The 23,018-nt window shown below is 48.8% G+C and carries 18 protein-coding genes; 8 read left to right on the top strand and 10 right to left on the bottom strand.

Features of this window, described 5'->3' with window-relative positions; translation table 11 throughout:
- Both ACTS9Y_RS05300 and ACTS9Y_RS05295 read right to left on the bottom strand, forming a co-directional pair.
- Nucleotides 1–741: an LrgB family protein gene (locus ACTS9Y_RS05300; RefSeq protein WP_442584936.1), complete on the bottom strand. Its 741-nt coding sequence runs from the start codon at nt 739–741 to the stop codon at nt 1–3.
- Nucleotides 734–1,114 carry a CidA/LrgA family protein gene (locus ACTS9Y_RS05295; RefSeq protein WP_442584935.1) on the bottom strand — a complete coding sequence of 127 codons (381 nt, stop codon included), beginning with the start codon at nt 1,112–1,114 and terminating at the stop codon, nt 734–736. The genes ACTS9Y_RS05300 and ACTS9Y_RS05295 overlap by 8 nt, the downstream gene beginning before the upstream one ends.
- 83 nt (nt 1,115–1,197) lie before the next feature.
- Here ACTS9Y_RS05295 and ACTS9Y_RS05290 point away from each other — a divergent pair, with 83 nt between their 5' ends.
- Together ACTS9Y_RS05290 and metH are read left to right on the top strand one after the other, a co-directional pair.
- Nucleotides 1,198–1,899, top strand: a complete 702-nt coding sequence (locus ACTS9Y_RS05290; protein ID WP_442584934.1) for a DUF2490 domain-containing protein — start codon at nt 1,198–1,200, stop codon at nt 1,897–1,899.
- Between the two features lie 58 nt (nt 1,900–1,957).
- The gene (gene metH, locus ACTS9Y_RS05285) at nt 1,958–5,746 is read left to right on the top strand and encodes a methionine synthase (protein WP_442584933.1); all 3,789 of its coding nucleotides are present in this window, start codon (nt 1,958–1,960) and stop codon (nt 5,744–5,746) included.
- Between the two features lie 1,092 nt (nt 5,747–6,838).
- Here metH and waaA read toward each other — a convergent pair.
- Nucleotides 6,839–8,104, bottom strand: a complete 1,266-nt coding sequence (waaA, locus tag ACTS9Y_RS05280) for a lipid IV(A) 3-deoxy-D-manno-octulosonic acid transferase (protein WP_442584932.1) — start codon at nt 8,102–8,104, stop codon at nt 6,839–6,841.
- A gap of 371 nt (nt 8,105–8,475) precedes the next feature.
- On the opposite strand from waaA, the gene ACTS9Y_RS05275 reads away from it, so the two are divergent.
- The 4 genes from ACTS9Y_RS05275 (at nt 8,476) to ACTS9Y_RS05260 (ending at nt 12,467) form a co-directional block, all read left to right on the top strand.
- A complete protein-coding gene (locus tag ACTS9Y_RS05275; RefSeq protein ID WP_442584931.1) occupies nt 8,476–10,644 on the top strand; it encodes an adenosylcobalamin-dependent ribonucleoside-diphosphate reductase in 2,169 nt (722 codons plus the stop codon).
- 120 nt (nt 10,645–10,764) lie between these two features.
- Entirely contained in the window at nt 10,765–11,457 is a 693-nt protein-coding gene (locus ACTS9Y_RS05270; RefSeq protein WP_442584930.1) for a TSCPD domain-containing protein, read from the top strand.
- Nucleotides 11,458–11,568: 111 nt separating this feature from the next.
- On the top strand, nt 11,569–12,039 hold the full coding sequence (locus ACTS9Y_RS05265) for a hypothetical protein (RefSeq protein WP_442584929.1): 471 nt from the start codon (nt 11,569–11,571) through the stop codon (nt 12,037–12,039).
- Nucleotides 12,039–12,467 carry a hypothetical protein gene (locus ACTS9Y_RS05260; RefSeq protein WP_442584928.1) on the top strand — a complete coding sequence of 143 codons (429 nt, stop codon included), beginning with the start codon at nt 12,039–12,041 and terminating at the stop codon, nt 12,465–12,467. The genes ACTS9Y_RS05265 and ACTS9Y_RS05260 overlap by 1 nt, the downstream gene beginning before the upstream one ends.
- Before the next feature lie 68 nt (nt 12,468–12,535).
- On the opposite strand, the gene ACTS9Y_RS05255 is transcribed toward ACTS9Y_RS05260, so the two are convergent.
- From ACTS9Y_RS05255 to yghU, 4 genes are all read right to left on the bottom strand, one after another.
- Complete coding sequence (locus ACTS9Y_RS05255) at nt 12,536–13,147, bottom strand: hypothetical protein (RefSeq protein WP_442584927.1); 612 nt, start codon at nt 13,145–13,147, stop codon at nt 12,536–12,538.
- 143 nt (nt 13,148–13,290) lie between these two features.
- Nucleotides 13,291–14,682 carry a hypothetical protein gene (locus ACTS9Y_RS05250; protein WP_442584926.1) on the bottom strand — a complete coding sequence of 464 codons (1,392 nt, stop codon included), beginning with the start codon at nt 14,680–14,682 and terminating at the stop codon, nt 13,291–13,293.
- Nucleotides 14,683–14,856: 174 nt separating this feature from the next.
- Entirely contained in the window at nt 14,857–17,175 is a 2,319-nt protein-coding gene (locus ACTS9Y_RS05245) for an ATP-binding protein (RefSeq protein WP_442584925.1), read from the bottom strand.
- Between the two features lie 143 nt (nt 17,176–17,318).
- Entirely contained in the window at nt 17,319–18,203 is an 885-nt protein-coding gene (gene yghU / locus ACTS9Y_RS05240) for a glutathione-dependent disulfide-bond oxidoreductase (RefSeq protein WP_442584924.1), read from the bottom strand.
- Between the two features lie 260 nt (nt 18,204–18,463).
- Between yghU and ACTS9Y_RS05235 the strand changes: the two genes are divergently transcribed.
- Together ACTS9Y_RS05235 and ACTS9Y_RS05230 are read left to right on the top strand one after the other, a co-directional pair.
- On the top strand, nt 18,464–18,598 hold the full coding sequence (locus tag ACTS9Y_RS05235; protein WP_442584923.1) for a hypothetical protein: 135 nt from the start codon (nt 18,464–18,466) through the stop codon (nt 18,596–18,598).
- Between the two features lie 37 nt (nt 18,599–18,635).
- Nucleotides 18,636–18,845: a hypothetical protein gene (locus ACTS9Y_RS05230; RefSeq protein WP_442584922.1), complete on the top strand. Its 210-nt coding sequence runs from the start codon at nt 18,636–18,638 to the stop codon at nt 18,843–18,845.
- A 33-nt stretch (nt 18,846–18,878) separates the two neighbouring features.
- Here ACTS9Y_RS05230 and ACTS9Y_RS05225 read toward each other — a convergent pair whose 3' ends face one another.
- The 3 genes from ACTS9Y_RS05225 to ovoA are packed head-to-tail and all read right to left on the bottom strand — an operon-like array spanning nt 18,879 to nt 22,905.
- Nucleotides 18,879–19,553 (bottom strand): tetratricopeptide repeat protein, encoded by a 675-nt coding sequence (locus ACTS9Y_RS05225; RefSeq protein WP_442584921.1) that lies wholly within the window; start codon nt 19,551–19,553, stop codon nt 18,879–18,881.
- Between the two features lie 47 nt (nt 19,554–19,600).
- The gene (locus ACTS9Y_RS05220) at nt 19,601–20,803 is read right to left on the bottom strand and encodes a MalY/PatB family protein (protein ID WP_442584920.1); all 1,203 of its coding nucleotides are present in this window, start codon (nt 20,801–20,803) and stop codon (nt 19,601–19,603) included.
- On the bottom strand, nt 20,800–22,905 hold the full coding sequence (ovoA, locus tag ACTS9Y_RS05215) for a 5-histidylcysteine sulfoxide synthase (protein WP_442584919.1): 2,106 nt from the start codon (nt 22,903–22,905) through the stop codon (nt 20,800–20,802). The genes ACTS9Y_RS05220 and ovoA overlap by 4 nt, the downstream gene beginning before the upstream one ends.
- Between the last annotated feature and the right edge of the window lie 113 nt (nt 22,906–23,018).

Genomic DNA, 23,018 nt, shown 5'->3' with positions numbered 1-23,018 from the left:
TCAAAAACCTAGATGCGGACGCAGATAAGTCAGCACAATCGGTAATCCAATCGCGCTGATCACGCCATTCAGCCCCATCGCCATGCTGGCATAAATCCCGGCTTCTTCGTTCACGCTAAACGCGCGTGTAATACCCAGGCCGTGCGCCCCGACGCCAATCGCCGTGCCGCGTATCCACCATTGGTGTACTTTGACCGCGTTGAGGATATAAGGCGCCAAAATGGCCCCCAGCATGCCGGTAATCACGGTAAATACGGCGGTCAGGGTGGGAGAGACGCTCAAGCGCTCGGCAATGCCCATCGCGATCGGTGTGGTCACCGATTTGGCATACATGCTGCCGACAATATTGTCAGAAGCGCCCATCAGTTTGCTGATCGCCACTGCGCTGATAATGGATACCGTACTGCCCGCTGTCAGTGCGACCCAGATATGGAATATCTTGCCCTGCATGCGTTTAAAACCGTAGTAGATAGGCACTGCAAGCGCGACGGTGGCTGTGCCCAGCAGGAAGTGTACAAACTGCGCGCCTTCAAAGTATTTCTCATACGGCATATCCAGCGCATCGATAATCAGGCAGGTCAGGATCACCGCAATCGCGACCGGGTTGACCAGCGGATGGCGTTTGGCGCGCACGTATAACAAATAGCCTAATTGATAAGTCGCCAGCGTGATGATCAGCGCAAACAGCGGGTCGCCTGACAGGTAGACCCATATTTCAGAAATTGGGATGCGTTTATTCATGGCGCTGCTCTCTGGTGATGCCTTTGTTGCGTTTGAGTGAAAAATACCAGAACACCTTGAGCACAATCGCCGTTACCGCAATGGTCAGGATCACGCTGACCAGCAAGGAGGTTGTGACCGCCAGCGCATGCGTCTGTAATTCAGGCAGAAAAAGCAGCACACCGACTGAGGCGGGCACAAACAATAATCCCAGATGCTGGCGGAAAGCGTCTGCCACATTGGCAAGGTCGCTATCTACCTGGCCTTTAAAGCATAAAAATGCCAGTAATAACAACAGGCCCAGCACCGGCCCCGGAATGCCGGGCAGGAAAAACTTGCTGAGCAATTCGCCCAGGCCCTGCCACAAAAAGAGTTGAACCAAACCTGATATCATGCAATCCCCTTACATAGCTGGCCGCTGAATGGCAGCCAGTTTTATCCATGCTGTTTTATACCAAATAGAATGCCGCGATGTTAATGTCATTTTCCCGATTCGACTATATTTTTTTCAGCCGTATTTTTTTCATGCTGGCTTTGCTTGGCTCACTGCCTGCCTTTGCGGATACTGAAGAAGATGGCCGCTACTGGTTAAGCTTCTACACGCAAGGCAAGCTACCGGCAGACAATGTTTACTGGAGCATGGATACGCATCCGCGCTGGCGAGAAGAAGGTCGCGATTTTGACCAGCTGATTTTGCGCCCAGCGGTATTTTATAAATTCAACCCAAAAAGCAGTGTCTGGCTAGGTTACGACACCATCATCACGCATCCCACCGGACAATCCAGCTTTCGTGAAAACCGCTTATGGGAACAGTTTCAATACCAGTTTGACGAAGTGGCGGCGATTACTTTTACCAGCCGCACGCGCTTGGAACAACGTCGCCGCGAAGACTTTCAGGATATTGGTCACCGCATGCGGCAAATGGTCAGGGCCACCACGCCAAGCACGCTGCACCCGCAATTGCAGTGGGTGGTGTATGACGAGCTGTTTATCAACTTTAACCAGACCGAGTGGGGCGTACGCCGAGGCATAGACCAGAACCGTCTGTTCCTGGGCGTCAACTGGAAATTCAGTGACTTCTCCAATGTTGATGTCGGCTACCTGAACCAGTTTATCAATACCCGCACCGTAGACCGCGAAAACCATGTGCTGATGACGACTTTCCGCTTTAATTTCTAGCAACAGAGCTTGAAACCCGCTGTGTTAAAATAGCGTTTTTATTTGCAAGTTGATACGCATGACGCAACTGTCCGTCTCCACCACTGAGCAATGGCTACGTGAAGCCTTGTCCAAACGCATTCTGATCCTGGATGGCGCGATGGGGACCATGATCCAGCAATACAAGCTGACCGAGGCAGATTATCGCGGCGAACGTTTCAAAGATTTCCAGGGCCCGGCCGGTGAGCGCGAGCTGTTCGTCAAAGGCAATAACGAGCTGCTGACACTGACCCAGCCACAGGTGATCCAGGAAATCCACGAGAAATACCTGGCTGCAGGGGCCGATATTGTAGAAACCAATACCTTTGGTGCCACCAGTGTTGCGCAAGATGACTATCACATGGCGCACCTGGTGTATGAGATGAACGTAGCATCGGCCAAATTAGCCAAGGCCGCCTGCGTGAAATATAGCACACCAGACAAACCGCGCTTTGTCGCCGGTGCTTTGGGCCCCACGCCAAAAACTGCTTCTATCTCGCCGGATGTAAACGATCCGGCCGCGCGTAACGTCAGCTTTGATCAACTGGTGACTTCATACCACGAGCAGATCCGCGGGCTGGTCGATGGTGGTGCTGATATCCTGATGGTGGAAACCATTTTTGATACGCTTAACTGTAAAGCCGCTTTGTTTGCGATTGAGACTTTCTTTGACGAGCAGGGCAAGACCTGGCCTATCATGATCTCCGGCACGGTCACCGATGCTTCCGGCCGTATCCTGTCTGGCCAGACGGTGACTGCGTTCTGGCACTCAGTGCGTCATGTCAAACCGCTGACGGTAGGCCTCAACTGTGCGCTGGGCGCCACCCTGATGCGTCCCTACGCTGAAGAACTCAGCAAGGTGGCGGATACCTTTGTCTGTATCTATCCCAACGCCGGTCTGCCTAACCCGATGTCAGACACTGGCTTTGACGAAACGCCGGATGTGACTTCCAGCCTGGTCAAGGAATTTGCCGATAGCGGCTTTATCAATATTGCGGGCGGTTGCTGCGGTACCACGCCAGATCATATCAATGCGATTTATGAAGCGATCAAGGCGCTGCCACCGCGTCAGGTGCCAACGCTACCGGTGACGACCAAGCTGTCCGGGCTGGAGCCGTTTATCATTGATGAAAGCTCGCTGTATGTGAACGTCGGTGAGCGTACCAACGTCACCGGTTCCAAAGCGTTTGCGCGCATGATCATCAACGAGCAATACGAAGAAGCGCTCAGTGTGGCGCGCCAGCAGGTAGAAAACGGCGCGCAAGTCATCGATATCAATATGGATGAAGGCATGCTGGATGCGGTCAAGGCGATGACGCATTTCCTCAACCTGGTGGCTTCAGAGCCGGATATCGCCCGCGTGCCCATCATGATCGACTCGTCAAAATGGGCGGTGATCGAGGCTGGCCTCAAGTGCGTGCAAGGCAAAGCCATCGTCAACTCCATCTCGATGAAAGAAGGCGAAACCGAATTCCTGCGTCAGGCCAAGTTGTGCCAGCGCTATGGCGCTGCCGTGGTGGTGATGGCGTTTGATGAAACCGGCCAGGCCGATACTTACGCGCGCAAAACCGAGATTTGCAAACGCGCGTATGACTTGCTGGTAGGCCAGGGTTTCCCGCCGGAAGACATTATTTTTGACCCCAATATTTTTGCCGTGGCAACGGGTATCGAAGAACACAACAACTACGCGGTGGACTTTATCGAAGCGACGCGCTGGATCAAGCAAAACCTGCCCTATGCGCGCATCTCCGGTGGGGTGTCCAACGTCAGCTTCAGTTTCCGTGGCAACGAACCGGCACGTGAGGCCATCCATACCGTTTTCCTCTACCACGCCATCCAGGCTGGCATGACCATGGGCATCGTTAACGCCGGCATGGTCGGTGTGTATGACGATATCCCTGCGGAATTGCGCGAACGCGTCGAAGACGTCGTATTGAATCGCGTAGTCGACCCTGAGAATCCGCTGGCAGCCACAGAACGCATGATCGAAATCGCCGGTACGTTAGTAGCCGGTGGCAAAAAAGCCGAAGCCACGCTGGCCTGGCGCGGTACGCCGGAGAGCCCCGTGCCTGCGAGCAAGCGCCTGGAATATGCGCTGGTGCACGGCATTACCGACTTTATCGTTGCCGATACCGAAGAAGTGCGCCAGGAGATAATGAACAGCGGCGGCCGTCCTATCCATGTGATTGAAGGCCCGCTGATGGATGGCATGAATGTGGTCGGTGATCTGTTCGGCCAGGGCAAGATGTTCCTGCCACAAGTGGTGAAATCCGCCCGCGTGATGAAATCCGCCGTGGCGCATCTGATCCCGTTTATCGAAGAAGAAAAAGCCCTGGAAGAAAAACGCACCGGTGTGGTGGCCAAGCCCAAGGGCAAGGTGGTCATTGCCACGGTTAAAGGCGATGTGCACGACATCGGCAAAAACATCGTCTCGGTGGTGTTGCAGTGCAACAACTTCGAAGTGGTGAATATGGGCGTGATGGTGCCCGCCGCCGAGATTCTGGCCATGGCCAAGGCTGAGAATGCCGATATTATCGGTCTGAGCGGCCTGATCACGCCTTCGCTGGAAGAAATGGCTTATATCGCCAGAGAAATGCAACGCGACCCGCACTTCGTTGAAAGCCAGACGCCGCTATTGATTGGTGGGGCGACCACCTCGCGCGCCCATACCGCCGTGAAGATTGCGCCTCATTACGAAGGCCCGGTGATTTATGTGCCGGATGCTTCGCGCTCGGTCAGTGTCATGCAAAACCTGCTGACACCGGAAACGCGTGGCGCCTACCTGGCCGAGATCCAGGCCGATTACGAAAAAGCCCGCCACCAGCATGCCAACAAAAAAGGCGTGCCTATGCTGACCTTGGCCGATGCCCGTGCCAATGCTGCCAAAGTGGATTTTGTGGGCGCGAATGCGCCGGTAAAACCCAAATTCATAGGTCGGCGGGTGTTTAAAAACATAGACTTGGCACTGATCGCCCAATATATAGACTGGGGCCCGTTCTTCCAGACCTGGGATCTGGCAGGGCCTTACCCGGCTATCCTTAAAGATGAAGTTGTCGGTGAAGCTGCAACCAAAGTATTTGCTGAAGCGCAGACCATGCTAAAACGCATCGTCGATGGCCGCTGGTTATCTGCCAATGGTGTGATCGCCTTGTTTCCGGCCAATCAGGTAAACAGTGACGATATCGAGATTTACACCGATGAAACCCGCGCTACAGTCGCACTCACCTGGTACGGCATGCGTCAGCAAACACAAAAACCGGTGATCGACGGTGTCGCACGCCCGAACCAGTGTCTGGCTGATTTTATCGCGCCTAAAGGCACCGATGATTACATAGGCCTGTTTGCCGTCACCGCCGGCCTAGGCATGGAAAAACGCCTGGCCGACTATGAAAAGAATCATGATGACTACAACGCCATCATGTTCAAATCACTGGCTGACCGCCTGGCAGAAGCATTTGCCGAGTATATGCATGAGCGTGTGCGTAAAGATCTATGGGGGTATGTCGCCAGCGAACAGCTGGACAGTGAAGCCCTGATCAAGGAGAAATACCAGGGCATACGGCCGGCACCAGGCTATCCCGCCTGCCCTGATCATACGGTGAAAGCCGAGATGTTCAAGGTATTGCAAGCAGAAGAGATCGACATGCAGCTGACCGATAGCTACGCGATGTTACCGGCAGCAGCAGTGAGTGGTTTCTACCTGGCACATCCGGACTCCAGGTATTTCAGTGTCGATAAAATAGGTAACGACCAGGTGGAAGAGATGGCTAAGAGAAGAAATGTAGAGAAAGCCTGGTTAGAGAGATGGTTAGCACCTAACCTTGGGTAAGTAATAACTGCAGAAGAAAAGCGCACTGAATAGTGCGCTTTTTTATTTGATGAATCAGCATTCAAAAACAGATTTTTGCTTTAAATTCTCAGCTCATAATCACCTATGCATTCAGCATGTTTATTTGTTCGTCGGTGCAGCAGAGGTTTCATAGAGCATGCTCTATGCCTGCGTAACGGCTGGCTTATGCGGAAGTTAATCCACTCTGCAATAGGGATGCACGCACACTCGTCATTCTGGCGAAGGCCAGAATCCAGGCCAGGTTCATGCTTAGTTTGGTTGCAATGAGGAGTAAGCATTCCACTTGCAGGAAGTGCTAATCGGTATTTCTTTGGGTGGTTCGTCGTTCTATTGCAGCACTCCTTTTCGCCCGTAGGCGAGTGACTTTTCTTTGCTTGCCCAAAGAATAAGTCACCAAAAGAAAGGGCACCCTAGCTTCCGCTTTTCCCCTCCGTTGCTCGCCAAAATAAGCGGTCGCGAAACTCGCCCTAGCGGCTTGCAAAAGACGCAAGCCACTGCGGAACTCAGACAGTCGCTCCCTCTCTCCTTATTTTGACTGTGCTACTCGGCGCGTCAGATAGGGGTCCGTTAGAACCACCACGATGGAATGTTGGTTAAACGTACTGCGACCAGGGCGCTTAGGAACTACTTTAATTTCTAAAAACAATAAAACCCACCAAACCAATTCAATTGTTTTTTGGGGCTTTCTTGTTTGGTTTTATTGTTTTGTTGCTCGGCTTTATTTCAGCGGCTTGGCGAGAAGCAATGTATGAGTTCTCACTTAAATATCAGCGTGGTGGGTTAATGGGCCCCTATCTGACGCGCCGAGTAGCGCAGTCAGCGTGGGAGGTTTCGGCCAGCGCCTGTTCGAGTTCCGCAACAAGCCACGGTGGGTGTGGCTTGTCAGGGCGAGTTTCGTTGGACGCCCACGTTGACGAGCAACGCAGGGAACAAGCGGAAGCTAGGGTGTCTTGTTCTTTGCCTTCTTTCTTATGGACAAGCATAAGAAAGAGGGTCGCCTAGAGGCGAAAAGAAAAGTAGCTAATTATCACAAAGCTACTAAGTCAAACAGATGGCTCTTATCTAAACGAATCAAGTTTTCACTAATCCTCTAATCGCAGTCATCAATCTTTGCGTCGTCCCTCTATGTTGCAAGGTAAACGCCTTCGCCGCTTGCGACATCAGTTTTCGTTTTTCAGCATCCCGCGCCATTGCATCAATCTGCGTTGCCAGCTCAGAAACATCTGCCATTTGCACTGCTGCATTCGCCGCCACAGCCTCTCTCGTCACCTGTGCAAAATTAAACATATTCGGCCCTAAAATTGTCGGTACGCCCATCGCGGCTGCTTCAATCAGATTCTGCCCGCCCAGCGGTTGCAAGCTGCCGCCCATCACTGCAAAGTCACTCGCCGCGTAATAGGCATACATTTCACCCATGCTATTGCCGAGCACGACCTGTACATCGTTATTGAGCGTTTGCGCCAGCTCGGTACGCAATACATAGCGCAAATTGCGTGCTTTTAATAAGGTTTCAACTTCGGCAAACCGTTGCGGATGACGCGGGACTAGCAGTAGCAAAACGTTGCTGTTCTTGACGGCATCTAGAATCAGCGGTTCTTCGCCTTCACGCGTGCTGGCTGCCATCAATACCGTACGGTCTTTGCCCAGCAGCTCACGTAACGCTAAGCCTTTCGCAAAGCTATCCACTGGTGGTGTTACGTCAAATTTCAGGTTGCCGCATACCATGACATTGCTTGCACCCAAGGCTTGCAGCCGTTGTGCATCGGCTTCAGTTTGCGCCGCGACCAATGCTAATTGGTGCAGGCCATCACTCGTCAGTGTGCCTAGTTTGGCATAACCGCGTGCTGATTTTTCGGATAAACGCGCGCTCAGTAAAGCCACTGGAATCTGCTTTTGTGTTGCCTGATCTATCAGGTGAAACCACAACTCGGTTTCCATGATCAAGCCGATCACCGGGTTGAAGTAGTTTAAAAAGCGTTTAGCTGCGCCTGGTGTATCGACTGGCAAATAGGCTTGCAGCACGCGGCCATTGGCAATGTCATCACGTAATATTTGCTGGCCGGTTTCACGCCCGGTGGGTGTGCCGTGCGTCATGAGTATCTGGTGTAGCGGATACGCATCCATGAGCGCTTGAATCAGGGGTTGTGTGGCGCGCGTTTCACCCACGGAGACGCAATGCACCCAGATCAGCGGCGCGTTGATTTTTTGCGCATAGAAGCCGTAGCGTTCAGCCCAGTGCTGGCGATATTCAGGTTGCTTCAGGCCGCGCCATAGCAGCTTGATTGGCAGCAATAGCGCCACCAGGGTCATGAGCAGGGTGTAGATGAATCTTGGCATGGCGCTATTCTCGCATATTTGCGCGGACATCTTGCCTGAATGCACCAATGAAATGCATGCGAAACACGAGAGTGATGACTCACCTATGCTTGAGACCTTATAGCTAAAGTGATTAAAAAAGTGCAAGCTTTATGCACTAAAAAAAGGCATAAAAAATGGGTTGACGTTAACAAAATATAGGCATAAATTATAGTTAACAACACAATATATTGTGTTTAGTCGGTGATGCGCCCCCAAGAGGAGGGCGCGGCTTTTTTGTGAGTTGCAAATGCTCGCCCGGCGTGTTCCAAAGCGAGGTCAGTCGCTCAAGCCTTGGTGCTTACAGGCTGATGTTTCAAACCAATAAGAATCACCAAGGTGTGGAGAATACAATGCTGAAAGCCGTTGAAACGAACAAGAAAGTCTATACAGACGAAGCCGTGGTTGAAATCCCGGTGCAGCCTGTCTCGCTGGATATCTGGGATAAAAAATATCGCCTGAAAACCAAATCTGGCGAGCATGTTGATCTGGACATGGATGATTCCTATAGCCGCGTGGCTCGTGCGCTGGCCGATGTGGAAACCAGCGAAGAGAAAAAAGCCGAGTGGCATGAGAAATTTTTATGGGCGTTACGCCGCGGCGCGATCCCTGCTGGGCGCATTACTTCTAACGCCGGTGCGCTGGAGCACAAGCCTGCGACTTCTACCATCAACTGCACCGTGTCCGGCGTGGTGGAAGACAGCATGGACGACATTCTGGGCAAAGTGCACGAAGCTGGCCTGACCCTGAAAGCGGGTTGCGGTATCGGTTACGAGTTCTCCACCCTGCGGCCTAAAGGCGCTTTTGTTGCTGGTGCCGGTGCTTACACATCCGGCCCGCTGTCGTTTATGGATATCTACGACAAAATGTGTTTCACCGTGTCTTCTGCAGGTGGCCGCCGTGGCGCACAAATGGCCACCTTTGACATCAGCCATCCGGACGTGACTGACTTTATCAAGGCCAAACGTGAAAATGGCCGTTTGCGCCAGTTCAACCTGAGCTGCCTGATTACCAAAGAATTTATGGAGGCGGTGAAAGCCGACGACGAATGGCGCCTGGCTTTCCCGGTTACCGAGAAAGAAGCGATTATCGATGGCCTGAACGTCAATGACGAGTCGCAAGTAGTCTGGCGCGACTGGCCGGTCAAGCACAAATACCTGACCAAGGCCGATGGCCCGGAAGCCGGTAAAGTCGCTTGCCGTATCTACAAGACCCTCAAGGCGCGCCGTTTGTGGGATGTGATCATGTCTTCTACCTACGACTTTGCCGAGCCAGGGTTTATTCTGATCGACCGCGTCAATGAGATGAACAACAACTGGTTCTGCGAAAACATCCGCGCCACCAACCCGTGCGGCGAACAGCCATTGCCACCTTATGGCGCTTGCCTGCTGGGTTCAGTCAACTTGACCCGGTTTGTACGCCAGCCATTTACTGCCGAAGCACATTTTGACTGGGACGAATACCGCGAAGTCGTCGGCGTATTCACCCGCATGCTGGACAACGTAGTCGAAATCAACGGTTTGCCACTTGAGCAGCAACGCCAGGAAATTGCCCGCAAACGCCGTCACGGCATGGGCTACCTGGGCCTGGGTTCCACCCTCACCATGCTGAAAATGAAATACGGTGAAGAAGACTCAGTCAAATTCACGGAAGAAGTCACCCGCATCATGGCCGAAGTCGGCTGGGAAGTCGGCGTGCAACTGGCTGAAGAAAAAGGCCCTGCCCCTATCATGGATGAGAAATTTGAAGTGACTGCCGACATGCTGCGCGTGCGCCCTGAAATGGCCGCCGACGGCATCAAGGTTGGTCAGAAGCTGGCCGGTAAAGTGCTGCTGGGTAAATACAGCCGCTACATGCAGCAGTTTCCGGAAGGCCTGCGCAACCAGATCGCCACGAAGGGTGTGCGCTTCACGCACCACAGCTCCATCGCGCCTACCGGCACCATTTCACTGAGCCTAGCCAACAACGCCAGCAACGGTATTGAGCCCAGCTTTGCCCACCACTATGCCCGTAACGTCATCCGCGAAGGCAAAAAGTCTAAAGAGAAAGTCGATGTATTCAGCTACGAGCTGCTGGCTTACCGCGAACTCGTGAATGCCAACGCCATGCCGTTCAGCGACAAGCCAGAAGAGCAATTGCCGGATTACTTCCTCGATTCATCCACCATCATGGCGAAAGCGCACGTGGATATCCAGGCCGCGGCACAGAAATGGATCGATAGCTCCATCTCCAAAACCATCAACGTGCCCACCGATTATGACTTTGAGGATTTCAAGAACATCTACCTCTACGCCTACGACAAAGGCCTGAAAGGTTGTACGACTTTCCGCTTCAACCCGGAAGCGTTCCAGGGCGTATTGGTGACTGAGAAAGATCTGGAAAGCACCACCTACAAATTCACGCTGGAAGATGGTACCGAGATCGAAGCCAAAGGGAATGAAGAGATTGAATATGACGGCGAGATTCACACCGCCGCCAATTTATTCGACGCCTTTAAGGAAGGTTATTATGGCAAGTTTTAATGAGAGCCAAGAGGGCTGAAAGTCCGCTGCCCTATAAAACTTGCCCACTTTAAAGATCGTGGCAACCATCTAAAGTTTTAGAATTAATTGATTAAAAAGCACTCCAATAGGGAGAACAACATGGCAATCAAAATCGACAAAAAAATCACCGCCTACAAACTGGTGACCGATGAAGACAAAAAAGCAACCGAAGCCGCACAAGCGGCTGCAACGAATGTGATCCAGATGGGCGAACCGCTAAGCCGCCCGGATATGCTCGTGGGCAACACCTACAAAATCAAAACCCCGGTGACCGAGCACGCCCTCTACATCACCATCAACGATGTCATCATGAACGAAGGCACGCCACAAGAACACCGCCGCCCGTTTGAGATCTTCATCAACTCCAAAAACATGGAACACTTCCAGTGGATAGTCGCGCTGACCCGCGTCATGTCCGCCGTGTTCCGCAAAGGTGGCGATGTCACCTTTCTGGTAGAAGAGCTGAAAAGCGTATTTGAACCTTCAGGCGGATACTTCAAAAAAGGCGGCAAATTCGTGCCTAGCCTGGTGGCCGAGATCGGCGAAGTCGTAGAAACACACCTGCAAGAAATCGGCATGCTGAAAAAACCGGGCCTGGACGAACACCAGCAAAAACTGGTGGAAGAGAAAAAAGCCGAATACCTGGAAAAACACGCCAAGTCAGGTGACGAATCCAACGACGAAGGCTTCCCCAAAGGTGCCCAGCTTTGCAAGAAGTGTAATACCAAGGCCAGCATATTGATGGATGGATGTATGACCTGCCTGAATTGTGGCGATAGTAAATGCGGCTAATTTAAATGTTAACTTTCTAAAAGAGAGAAAGCCCGTCTACAATGAACAAAGTTAAGTAATTCATTTTTTGATCTTTTAATAAAAATTCTTTCACTCATAAAGTGCTCAAAATTGGAATTTACCTTTATACAAAATATTGCAAAGCAGGTGTGGATACTTTTAATAAGTGATTCAACGTCAAAATTACTTTCTTTAGTCGGTACTGTAGTATCCATATATGTTGGATACACGGTGCGAGATATTAAAAAAGGAGCGCTTTTTAAATTGAGGGCTCCTGATTTGTGTGATGCTTTAAAAAATCATTCAACACAGATAAATAATCTATTACATGATTGCGATAAGAATTTGGATCAAATACGCACTGAAGTTTCTTTATCGATAGAGGTTTTGAAAAACCTCAGATCAAAAATAAGTGGCCAAGCAAAGGCGACTGTAAAAGAGTCAATAAAAAAATTAGAAAAATTTCTGAAAAAAGGTACTTCTAATACAAGTAGAGATATGGTTAGAGAGGCATATACTGAGTTGCTTGTATCGCATAGATCAGTAACAAATGAAATTGATGATAGAAGGGTTTTACCATAATGACTGATTCAAATAAATGGATAGAAGTAATCTCGGCAATAAATGAGAAAACTCAATTGGGTAAAATTAAATGGCAGTCTAGACCTAATCCAATAACAGCAGGTGTAGCTAACATTTCATTAGACTCTGGTTTAGGTTTAGCAACTCTTGCTATGAACTCAGGAGTTGAATATAAACCTGTTGGCGCTGCATTTTTGGCAGCATATGCCAATAAGTATTTCAGAGTCTATAAATACTCAAGAGTTAGTAAGGGTTCTGGTTTTTTTGCTTTGAGTAATGGTACTTATTACAGGCTCGAGGTTTTGGATAGTGAAGAGAATGTGGTTTTAGAAATACCCGAAACAACCGGGCTGTCTGATTTATATCAATCGATACAGTATCAAGTCACTGGCGTGGACGATTTAATAAAATCAATTCTTGAAGATTGATATCTGGACGTTGTAAAAATAAGAGGTTCTATTTATTTGTTAAATCCTGCAATTTATGTGAGGCGTTGTTAGTGTAAATAATTAAGTGAAGGATCAACAGAATCCCACACGCCTCCAATCTTCGGCTCAAGATCAACAGGTATAATACTCAATGGTGCAGGGGTTCCTGTTGCATTAAAGAAGTTCTTCCGAATTAAACTCACTGTAGCAAAACAAGCAAATCCTAAACGAGCTATTTGAATTGTAGCCCCGGTCTCCGTGAAGTGAGCTGTAGACTTACTTGCAACCTTAAGTGTTTCAGTCCAAATGAGATGCATTTCAGCCATTGGGATAGCAGGTTCGAGAATTTGACAAGCATCTACCACTGGAATGAGTGGTAATGAAAACTTCTCGATTGTTAGTCCATAACTTTCATTAACCAAGCCGCCATTAGCAAGCTTTAGCCCCATAAAGTTGAGCAAAGTACGATTCGCAATCAAACCAGCATCGATTGCCATCTCAATAAGCAAGGTTGAGTCAGGTAAACTCAGCCTAGTGGTTCCAAAGTTCAAATCTAAAGGTTGATTGACACTAGAAGATAAAATAGTGTGACAAGCAATAATACATGCTTCAAGTGATGCAATTTTTTGTGGAATGTACTCTAAACGATAGTGGCTAGATTGGAATGATTTAATACCCATTTTGAAATTTCTTTCTCAATTTATAAGTTTTTCGGTTTAATCTTAAATTTCGATGGCATTATTTAGTTTATTTTTTTAATCCTTCGATGCTTACAAAGAACTGGAACACCCGTTTAATCGAGAGCTATTTTTAAAGAACTTATTTATAAAAGCTCCATGGTCTCGATTTTAAGTTGATTATAATTTAAAGGGAGTTTGTAAGTTTTTCTGAGGCTCTCTAAATATGAATCGGCTTCTTTAGTAATCGGTTGGAGTCCAATAATAACAAGCGATTTGATAGCAATTTTTTTATCATAGTGAGCATATTCAAGAAGTTGACCAATGGCTTCTCTAATGCATCTTGTAACTGTTAAAGCTGTTTTAACTTCAAAAAAAGTATATTCTTTTCCATGCCTTGCAACTGCATCAATAAAAGTGCCATTTCCTGCATTATTTTCAGTACCAACGTTAGACCGTCCATATTTTTTAACTAGTAAGTCATAAAGAGCATCTTGCATGCGATTATGCTGTAAATCTTTCTCTCCACCTTGTTTTGAAGAGCTATAACGTGCAGTTCCAACCCTGCTTCTGTGCCCATTTCTAAACGTAAAATCTGGTTTATTTATTGAGACAGGTAGTGAAATAAAGTCTTTTAGGTTGTAGTAATGAGATTTGACGGCATTATCATTAGCGCTAAATTCAGTAAGGCGATCAAGTAATTCTAAATCTTTCGCTTTATATTTAACGACAGCAAAAAAACTCGGTTTAATAGCTTTGAAAGCAGCTAAGTTTCCATCAACAGCTTTAAGTTGGCTTTGCATTTTTTCAAGCCACCCATTTTTTTTGTATTCGTTATAAACAAATATAGACTCTTCAACCGTAATAACTTGCACATTGTTAATCTTGCCAACCCACCAACGCTCCCTTGTTTTGGCATTAATAGAATATAAATGGATATTAAAAATTTTGTTTATATATTTATTTCGATAAGCACCAATAGGCTCTATGTATCCATAATGGAAACCGTTTATTGGTTTCGTAATGTCAAGTAGCCACTCCTCGTGACCAAATCCCTTTGTTGCTTCGTAAGATTCTTTATTTTTTGACTTACCTTCATGCCCAGAGGGGCAGCGCCAAGCATTTGTATTCCAACAAATTCTGGCTACTTTATCCTCTATCTTTGGTGAAAAAGCGAACCATTCTGAACCAATCTTTTTTAGAGTTCTAAGATGTAGCTCCGGAATTACCCTCTCAATTTTTGCAGGGCCATTTTCTCTTTGAATTTTTCTTTCGTCCGAGTAGACTTGTTTAAAAGTCATTAGCGTGTAACCGCTCTCAATAAGTGCGATATGTTGCAGAGCTTGACCATAACCCGGCTGTTTTCTATTATTTAAATACTTCCAATTCTCACTAAGAATTAATTCCTTATCTTGATTAATCTCGGTAAGCCAAGTACCAAAAAAAACAATCTTCTTTTCGTGATTAACAAATGACCAGCTCCATGTCCAATTTGCACAGTTTGCTTCATTAGCAATCATGAATTTTTTGCGGTTCATGGTAAATATTTGCCTTTCGGTCTTTAGTATTAATTTAAAGCCGTTAATAGAACGATGCCCGTGTCTTATCCGCTTTAATGTGAGTGAATATTTGCGCTGACTTAGGTATTCGGGAGTATCTACTAGGAAAATTGTGACTTTGCAGGATGCGATTTCTATTCAATTCATCACACTTTAACTGCCGCCTATCGTCCGCTCCAATATATCAATCTCGACCGGCTTGACCAAATGTTCGTCAAACCCGGCATCAAAAGCGCGCTGTTTGTCTTCATACTGCCCGTAGCCCGTCAGAGCAATCTTTCTTACGCCGTGTGCTGACGGCAACTTGCCAAGTTGCTGTACCAATTCATAACCATCCATATCAGGCAGGCCGATATCAATCAACATGAGATTTGGCTTGAAAGACTCAATACTGGACAGTGCTGCTTGTGCACTGTGCACAGCCATGGAAACATGCCCCAGTATGCCAGTGACCATCAGCAGGGTGTCCGCTGCATCCACGTTGTCATCGACAATTAAAATGCGCACTGGCGTTGATTCTCCTGGCGTAGACTGATGATCAGTCGACGTTGAAGAGATGATACGCGGCAGTCGTATTTCAAATGTGGAGCCTAGCCCTTCACCCTTACTGAAAGCGCTGACACGGCCGCCATGCATTGCAATCAGACGCTGCACAATCGCCAGGCCGATGCCTAGCCCGCCCTGGGAGCGATCCAGGGTCACCTGGCTTTGCACGAAAAGCTCGAAAATCTGCGGTAGCATTTCAGGGGCGATGCCACTGCCTGTATCTGCCACTTCAATGACCACCTCAGCTTCTTCACTGCGGACTGTGATCTTGATTTCTGTATGGGCTTCAGAATATTTGATGGCATTGGTCAGAATATTCGCAACGCATTGCACAAGCCGTGCCATATCTCCTTCTACAAACAGTGAGGAGGATAGGGTGGTCAGGTGCTGTTGCTTCGCCTGAAGTTGTGGCTCGCACATTTCAATCGCCTGGGCAAGCACGTCAGCAATATTGATCACCTCTTTTTGCAGGTGGATATGGCCTTGTGTGACTCTGGAGACATCCAGCAGGTCATCAATCAGCCGCGTCATATGTTTGGCTTGCCGGCGGATGACGGCAGCGGGCGTAGCCACCGATTCATTCGTCTTGGAGATATGCCAAAGAATCTCGCCTGCCGTCACAATCGGGGCCAAGGGGTTGCGAAGCTCGTGGGCTAACATGGCAAGAAATTCATCCTTGCGCTTGTCGGACTCTTTTAGCGCCTCAATCAGCTTGATTCTTCTGGTAATGTCGCGGAAAAGCACCGCGACGCCTTCACCAACCTTAAAAGCCCGCGCCTCAAACCAGTATGCCCGGCCGTCCGGGAATACATAATGATGTTCTAGGAACTTGGGCTGCCCATCTGCCTGGACCTGCCTGTACATGTTGCCAATGTCAGATTCGTATGTTTCCGGAAACTGCTGCCATTGGTTAGCGCCTAGCAATTGCGCGCGAGAAATGCCTACAAACTTACAAGTTGCGTCATTGACTTCAATAATGTTGAAGTCATGGTCAAACAGGGCAAACGCTTCATCCATATTCGTGATCACGCCACGGTGCCTGGCTTCGCTTTCTGCAACACGCATCTCAACCAGTTTTTGCGCCGTCACGTCTACGGTGATGCCGTCAAAATGGATAGGACTACCGTCGGCGTCGTAATCGGTGCCACCGAGGGCCCGAATCCACTTTACCTCGCCTGTCATGGGGTGGCTGGTTCGATAAATGATGTCGTAGGCATCACGGCTGCTGATCGACTCAGCAATCGCTAGCCTGGTACGTTCCCTGTCGTCCGGGTGTATCCTGTCATAGAAGTCTTCGATCTTGACCGCCGCTGCAGGCTCAATAAAAAAGTGCTTTTTTACCTGCTCGTCCCACTCGAGTACGTCAAACGGCAGGTCGCAGTACCAAAAACCCACATGCGAGAGGCGGCTTGCATATTCGAGGCGCCCGCGATTGAGCTTAAGCTCTTTATCTAAGGTATCCCGTGCAATGCGGTCATTGGAAAATACCTGGTTAAAGTAATCCACAGATTCGGCAATCGCCTGATCAATAGCCTCGTTAAAACGCGTCACATCTTCTATGGCCGTGACATCGAATAATGTAGTATTTTCGATTGTCCACAACCGCATCACTATGGCACGCAGGGCGCGATATTCACTCACAATCTGGGTGATGGAAAAGCCGTGCTCTGCCCGAATCCTCCCATGCAGTTCAGCGCCGGTTTCCGGTGCATTTTTGATAGCATGTGCCAATAATTGCGATTCCGCTAAATTGGCGGCACCAGTTTGTGGCTGACGCAATCCTTCGGTAATCGCGCGAAGGATTTCAGAGCGATGGTCACGTCCCGCCAGTGTATTTATGTTCGCGGCAGATGAGAGTTGCGACGTAACGAATGCATCCCACTCTTTAAGAATTTCATCCAAATGTGAATCGATTACCTCAGCCATCCGCATGGATGCGTCCCCTTATTGCTACCTACTCACTGTTTAACTACTCCTATACCAATTTTATAGCGTTACTTGCATCCCATGCGAATTTTGTGATTTGGCGGATGGTCTTTATTGCTGGTGCTTATGATGCAATGGCAGCATTAAATCTTGTCCTGCGTTTTGGTGTCAAAGTCGGAGGCATCGTGGCGTTCGTGTAATTGTTCGGATGGCTCGCCAGTGGTGCGATTGACCATGCGGCCACGTTTTACTGCGGGGCGCTCAAAAATCTCTGCAGACCAGCGTTTGAGATGTGTGTAGCTCTCTGCATCTAGAAACTTGCCTGCATTGCCATACGCTTCATTGCGCACCAATGTGCCATACCAGGGCCAAACGGCCATATCCGCAATCGAATATTCATCACCGGCGAGATAGTGATTATTCGCCAGATGTTTATCCAGTACGTCTAACTGACGTTTGACTTCCATGGCAAATCGGTCGACCGCGTATTTGATATGTATAGGCGCATATGCATAAAAATGCCCGAAACCTCCGCCCAAAAAAGGCGCGGCGCCCATTTGCCAGAATAACCAGTTCAAGGCTTCGGTGTTTGATTGGTGATCTTTTGGCAGAAAGGCATCAAACTTTTTTGCCAGGTAAAGCAGGATGGATCCACTCTCAAACACACGTGTTGGTTCAGGGGTTGAGTGATCGACCATGGCCGGGATTTTAGAGTTAGGGTTGATATCGACAAACCCGGAGCCGAATTGATCACTCTCGAATATTTTGATCAGCCAGGCATCGTATTCAGCCCCTTGATGGCCGAGCGCCAATAGCTCTTCGAGCATGATGGTCACTTTGACGCCATTGGGGGTGCCTAATGAGTAAAGTTGTAGCGGGTGCTTGCCAACAGGCAGTACTTTTTCATGCGTAGATCCGGCGGTGGGTCTGTTGATGCTTGCAAATACACCTCCGTTTCCCTGCTCCCAGGTCCATACTTCAGGCAGCTGGTAGTCAGCAGGAAAGTTGTTTGCGGATGCATTAGACATATAGATAAAACCTTTGGCTGAGAAGAGTAAATACGAGTATTGGTTTATGAAGTGACAACATTCTAATCACATTGTCGATGTGCACAGTGTGACTCAAGTTACCTGTCGAGGTGACTAAAATATCAAGCCTCAGCCAGTGAAATATAACCTGCTAGTGCCTGATTCAATCTGAAAACTCCCACAACATAATCAGCCTGTTGCTGATAAATATAGCGGCATATATTCGCTAGCATCTTTACTCGGCTAAAAAGGAGAACGAGATGGCGAGTGACCCAAATGCGATTCCTGACCCTGAGTCAGACACTGTGGTCGACCCCAATGATAATCTTTACGAAGAAGCGGTTGAGAAGCCTCTGAAGGATTCAGAAAATTTTGTGCCTTCTGAAGAGCTTTAATGAAGTAATCCTTTAAGTCACATAACTTGAATTGGAGATGATGATGGCATTTGATTCAGCAGTGCCTGTGGAAGGCGTGGAAGAAAAATCTACGGTAGTGAAGAGTGTAGATAAAGATACCCGGTGGCAAGAAGATGTGAAGGATAACTTGGGCAATTTGGCCAACAACCCAGCCATTGACCGCAAGACACCGCCAGATGTTGAGCCAGGAAAATTACCAGAAGATAACAAGCGCACTCCAAAATAAAAAAGGCCGCAAAAACATTTTAGCGGCAGTGAGTTAACACTCTTTGAGTTGTTTGTTTTTGCACTGTGCGGCCAATTGCGTTGCGGAGGCAACCTGCTCAGGACTCATTTGCGCTAGTGTGTAATTAAGCATGTTCGTATGCCGGTTTACCAGGTGCTTATCTTCGTTTTGCGTGGCCAGCATTAACCACATGGCGGCTTTGACGGTGTCTTTTTCTACGCCTATCCCTTGCCTGTAGATATTGGCCATGTAGCCCTGGGCTTCACTATTGTTGTTGCTGGCAGCCAGGTTTAACCATTTAAACGACGCCGCTAAGTCTTGCGGGATCACATCCCCACTAAAATACAGCATGCCTAAATTCAGCTGTGACTTTACGTGCCCTAGTTCTGCAGCCTGTTGATAATATTGCGCGGCCCTTTCATAGCTTATACTCTGAATCTCACGCCGGAACACCAGAGAGGCCAACATGTATTGCGCCTCTTTGTAATTTAACTCGGCCGATTTTGTATACCATTTTACGGCTTCGTCCATATTCTGTTTCACGCCGTCGCCGTCGTGGTACATCAGGCCCAGGTTGTAGCAGGCTTTCGCATCGTTTTGATTCGCCAGCGATAAATAAATAGCGTGCGCTGCGGCGTAATCTTTTTGCGCTAGCTTTTGTTTGGCTTCTTCCAGCGTGTTGGCATGCGCCATGCAACAGATCAACATGCCTGCTATGAACAATCGAATGTGCATCATATAGACCTCTGAATAAGCTAAATAGATTGAGTAGTTAAAGCTGCTTTTAATCGCGAGAGCGCATCCATCACATTGGCTTTTGGGGTGCCGATATTCATGCGCATAAAGCCCTCGCCACCCTGGCCAAACATGGCACCGGGGGATAAACCTAACTTGGCTTCTTCAATAAAAAAACGATTCAACGCGGCATCATCAAGCTGTAGTTGACGGCAGTCTAACCACAGCAAATAGGTGGCTTGCGGGCAAATGACACCGATTGTTGGCATATGCATGTTAATGAACGCGAAGGCCTCATCCCGCGTGTCTTGCAAATACGCCATTAAAGCACTTAGCCATTCACCCCCTTCGCGATAGGCGGCTTCAAACGCGACAAGATTGAATGGATTGGTCACGGAAACGCCCATCTTTTGCAGATGGGTTTGAATGGCGCGCCTGTGTGCCTCATTTGGGATGATCAGGACTGAAAGCCCCAGGCCTGGGATGTTAAAGGTTTTACTGGGTGAAACAGCCGTGATGATGCGGTGAGAGGCTTCTGAGGATGAGTCAGTATCCATGCTCAACCGGCTTAAAGGGATATGCTGCGCATCGCTGTATACCAGATCGGCATGAATCTCGTCGCTTAAAATGGTCAGATCGTGCTTTTCAGCGATGGCCAGCAAGGCACGTAGCTCGTCTTTTTGCCACACGCGGCCAACTGGATTATGCGGCGAGCAAAGCAGCAACATCTGTGCATCTTTTGCGTATTCCTCCAGCTGGGTCATATCCATTTGGTAAGAAAGATTGCCATCATTTTTTAACAGCAGCGGGTTTTCAATCAAACGACGATTCTGGTTGGTGACTGCAGAGAAAAAAGGAAAATAAACAGGTGGCTGCACAATCACGCCTGCCTGTTCGGCAGTTAATGCGGCCACCACCAGATTTAACGAAGGCACGACACCCGGCGTCAGCACAATCCACTCACGTTTCACTTGCCAGTCATGGGTGGCAAGCAGCCAGTCCATGAGCGCTTCATACAGGCTTTCGGGCGCCATCGAATAGCCAAAAATCGGATGATCAGCGCGGGTTTGCAGCGCTTTGGTGATGGCTGCGGGCACCGCGAAGTCCATATCGGCTACCCACATCGGCATCACGTCATCCGTGCCGAAAATGGCTGCTCTGCCATCATATTTCAATGACTGAGTATGCTCGCGTGCAATAGGGTGATCAAACAAGCTGGTCAACTGATACGCTCCCAAAGTGTCACTTCGGACAGCGTATGCTGAAACTTGTGGTTTGTCTCACGGATCACAAACGGGATATCAACGGGAGGCTGCATCAGTGTGAAGTGCTGGCCCAGTATGGCTTTCAGCCCGTCTAGCGTAGTCACATTTTCACCATCTTTTTTATACCCGCCTATCCACTCCTCGCGCGGCGTGTGTTCTTCCTGCCAGGTATAAGGGGAGGTGATCATCAGCACACCGCCAATATTCAGACGTTCATGAATGCTACTCAAAAATTGACGCGGGCTATACAGTCTGTCAATCAAGTTTGCCGCGAGAATAAAGTCATAGCCGGTAAATTGTGGCTTTAGGTTGCAAGCGTCGCCTTGCCAAAACGCTACCTTATCCACCAGCGCATTTAACTCAAGCGCATTCAGGCTGCGTTCCTGATAGTTGACCAGATCACCTTCGGAGACCATGGTGTAACGCAACACACCTTGCTGCGCTAACTTGAGAGCCAGGCCGATGAAGCGCGCAGAAAAATCAATGCCGGTCACGTGATCAAAATGTTTGGCTAATTCGAACGTCGCGCGTCCGGTCGCACAGCCTAAATCCAGTGCCTTTGCGGCTGGTTTGGATTGCAAGTGTTGTATCGCATACTCGCTGAGTGCTTGAGGAAAGTTCGGCACGCCATAATAGCTATCCCCATAATGAAATTCGGCATACTCGGAAAGCAGTTTGTCTGACTCATAGTGCGAGGCATTTTCTTCAACCGGGGTATCAGTCACAATATAGCGGAATCCTGCATGTTGGAAAAAATGGCGCCTGAACGCATAACGGGCGCTTTTGAGCGCCTCGTTGCCTGTCGAAATCCATGAGCCACCTTTGATTAAATTATGGCGGCCATCAAAGGTAGGGGTCGTGAAATCATCGTATAAAGGATGCACTTGAAAACCATCAAATGGAAAAATGGGCGTTTCAGTCCATTGCCAGACATTGCCCACTACATCAAACAACTCGCCGTGTGCAAACTGATCCACCGGGCAGGACGACGCAAAATGGTCAAGGAAAAGGTTGGCATTCATGCTACCCGCGACCTTTTCATCTGACAAGCCAGCATGTTCATACAGGCTCACCCATTCATGCTCGGTGGGCATACGTACTGTTTTGCCCGTTTGTGCAGAATGCCAATTGCAGTAGGCTTTTGCTTCGTGGTAGTTGACTTCAACTGGCCAGCTCCATGGCATGTTGACCTCTTCCGTCATTAACCGCAGTTTCCAGGATTCCCCATGGGTGACCCAGAATGCTGGATGTTTGGCTTGCGTATACCGCCGCCAGGCCAGACCTTCTTCTAGCCAGTATTCATCTTTTTGATAACCGCCAGCTTGCAAAAAGCTTAAAAATTCAGCATTCGACGTCAGGTATCTGGCGGCCTGAAAAGCAGGACTATGCGTTTTAAACTGACCGTATTCATTATCCCAGCCGTAATGATCAGTCGATTTAGTGAGCTGTACATCCCTGGCCGGAATGCCTACCAGGCTATTGAGCGGCGCAGGGTCGCTTTGTGTCTGGCACGGTGCCCAGGCCGGGTCTGATTGCACATACTGCAGCGCGTGTTGCCGGATCAATACCGAGCTGGTCTCCAGATGAATCCGCTCGTGCTCAATCCCCATCAGAATAGGCCACCACGGGCTATCCCAGTCAATCGGCAAATTAAACGGCAGGGTGCTGATCAGCTCATCTACCACCTGACGCACGCTCGCACGATACGCCTTCACCTCTGCGGGAGTCGGCCAGCTGTAGTGGCTCTCGTTCACATCATCCCAGCCCATTTCATCGACACCGACCGCAAACATCGATTCAAATTGCGCATTGACACGTTGCGAGATCAAACCTGCCAGGATGAGCTTGTTGATTAGAAAAGTATTGGTATGGCCGTAATAAAAAATAAGCGGATGTCTTAAAGGATTAGGCTTTACGTAATAAGCTTCGTCGCTCTTTAACACCTGAAATAACGATTCATACACATCCGCAGTTTTATGAAAATAAGCCCTTACATGCTCACGCGTGACGAAATTTTTATTGTTGTGTATCGGGAGACTACGATTGTGATGCTTGTTCATGTGTTGTGATGATTCATTCTCATGGTTAATCGGTCGCGCTTATAAATCAGCTGTTAGAAAATTACGTTTGAGCCTATTTTCAATGTGGCGCCTGAACATGTGCGCCAGGGTAA

It is taken from the genome of Methylophilus sp. (genome assembly GCF_052173275.1).
Lineage (GTDB): Bacteria > Pseudomonadota > Gammaproteobacteria > Burkholderiales > Methylophilaceae > Methylophilus.
This window is presented reverse-complemented; position numbering and strand designations above follow the sequence as displayed.

Coding starts and splice junctions, on each gene's coding strand:
- ACTS9Y_RS05275 (WP_442584931.1), top strand. CDS start 8,476: ATGCTGAAAGCCGTTGAAACGAACAAGAAAGTCTATACAGACGAAGCC.
- ACTS9Y_RS05290 (WP_442584934.1), top strand. CDS start 1,198: ATGTCATTTTCCCGATTCGACTATATTTTTTTCAGCCGTATTTTTTTC.
- ACTS9Y_RS05245 (WP_442584925.1), bottom strand. CDS start 17,175: ATGGCTGAGGTAATCGATTCACATTTGGATGAAATTCTTAAAGAGTGG.
- metH (WP_442584933.1), top strand. CDS start 1,958: ATGACGCAACTGTCCGTCTCCACCACTGAGCAATGGCTACGTGAAGCC.
- ACTS9Y_RS05260 (WP_442584928.1), top strand. CDS start 12,039: ATGACTGATTCAAATAAATGGATAGAAGTAATCTCGGCAATAAATGAG.
- yghU (WP_442584924.1), bottom strand. CDS start 18,203: ATGTCTAATGCATCCGCAAACAACTTTCCTGCTGACTACCAGCTGCCT.
- ACTS9Y_RS05295 (WP_442584935.1), bottom strand. CDS start 1,114: ATGATATCAGGTTTGGTTCAACTCTTTTTGTGGCAGGGCCTGGGCGAA.
- ACTS9Y_RS05235 (WP_442584923.1), top strand. CDS start 18,464: ATGGCGAGTGACCCAAATGCGATTCCTGACCCTGAGTCAGACACTGTG.
- ACTS9Y_RS05230 (WP_442584922.1), top strand. CDS start 18,636: ATGATGATGGCATTTGATTCAGCAGTGCCTGTGGAAGGCGTGGAAGAA.
- ACTS9Y_RS05270 (WP_442584930.1), top strand. CDS start 10,765: ATGGCAATCAAAATCGACAAAAAAATCACCGCCTACAAACTGGTGACC.
- ACTS9Y_RS05225 (WP_442584921.1), bottom strand. CDS start 19,553: ATGTTGATCTGTTGCATGGCGCATGCCAACACGCTGGAAGAAGCCAAA.
- ACTS9Y_RS05300 (WP_442584936.1), bottom strand. CDS start 741: ATGAATAAACGCATCCCAATTTCTGAAATATGGGTCTACCTGTCAGGC.
- ovoA (WP_442584919.1), bottom strand. CDS start 22,905: ATGAACAAGCATCACAATCGTAGTCTCCCGATACACAACAATAAAAAT.
- ACTS9Y_RS05250 (WP_442584926.1), bottom strand. CDS start 14,682: ATGAACCGCAAAAAATTCATGATTGCTAATGAAGCAAACTGTGCAAAT.
- waaA (WP_442584932.1), bottom strand. CDS start 8,104: ATGCCAAGATTCATCTACACCCTGCTCATGACCCTGGTGGCGCTATTG.
- ACTS9Y_RS05255 (WP_442584927.1), bottom strand. CDS start 13,147: ATGGGTATTAAATCATTCCAATCTAGCCACTATCGTTTAGAGTACATT.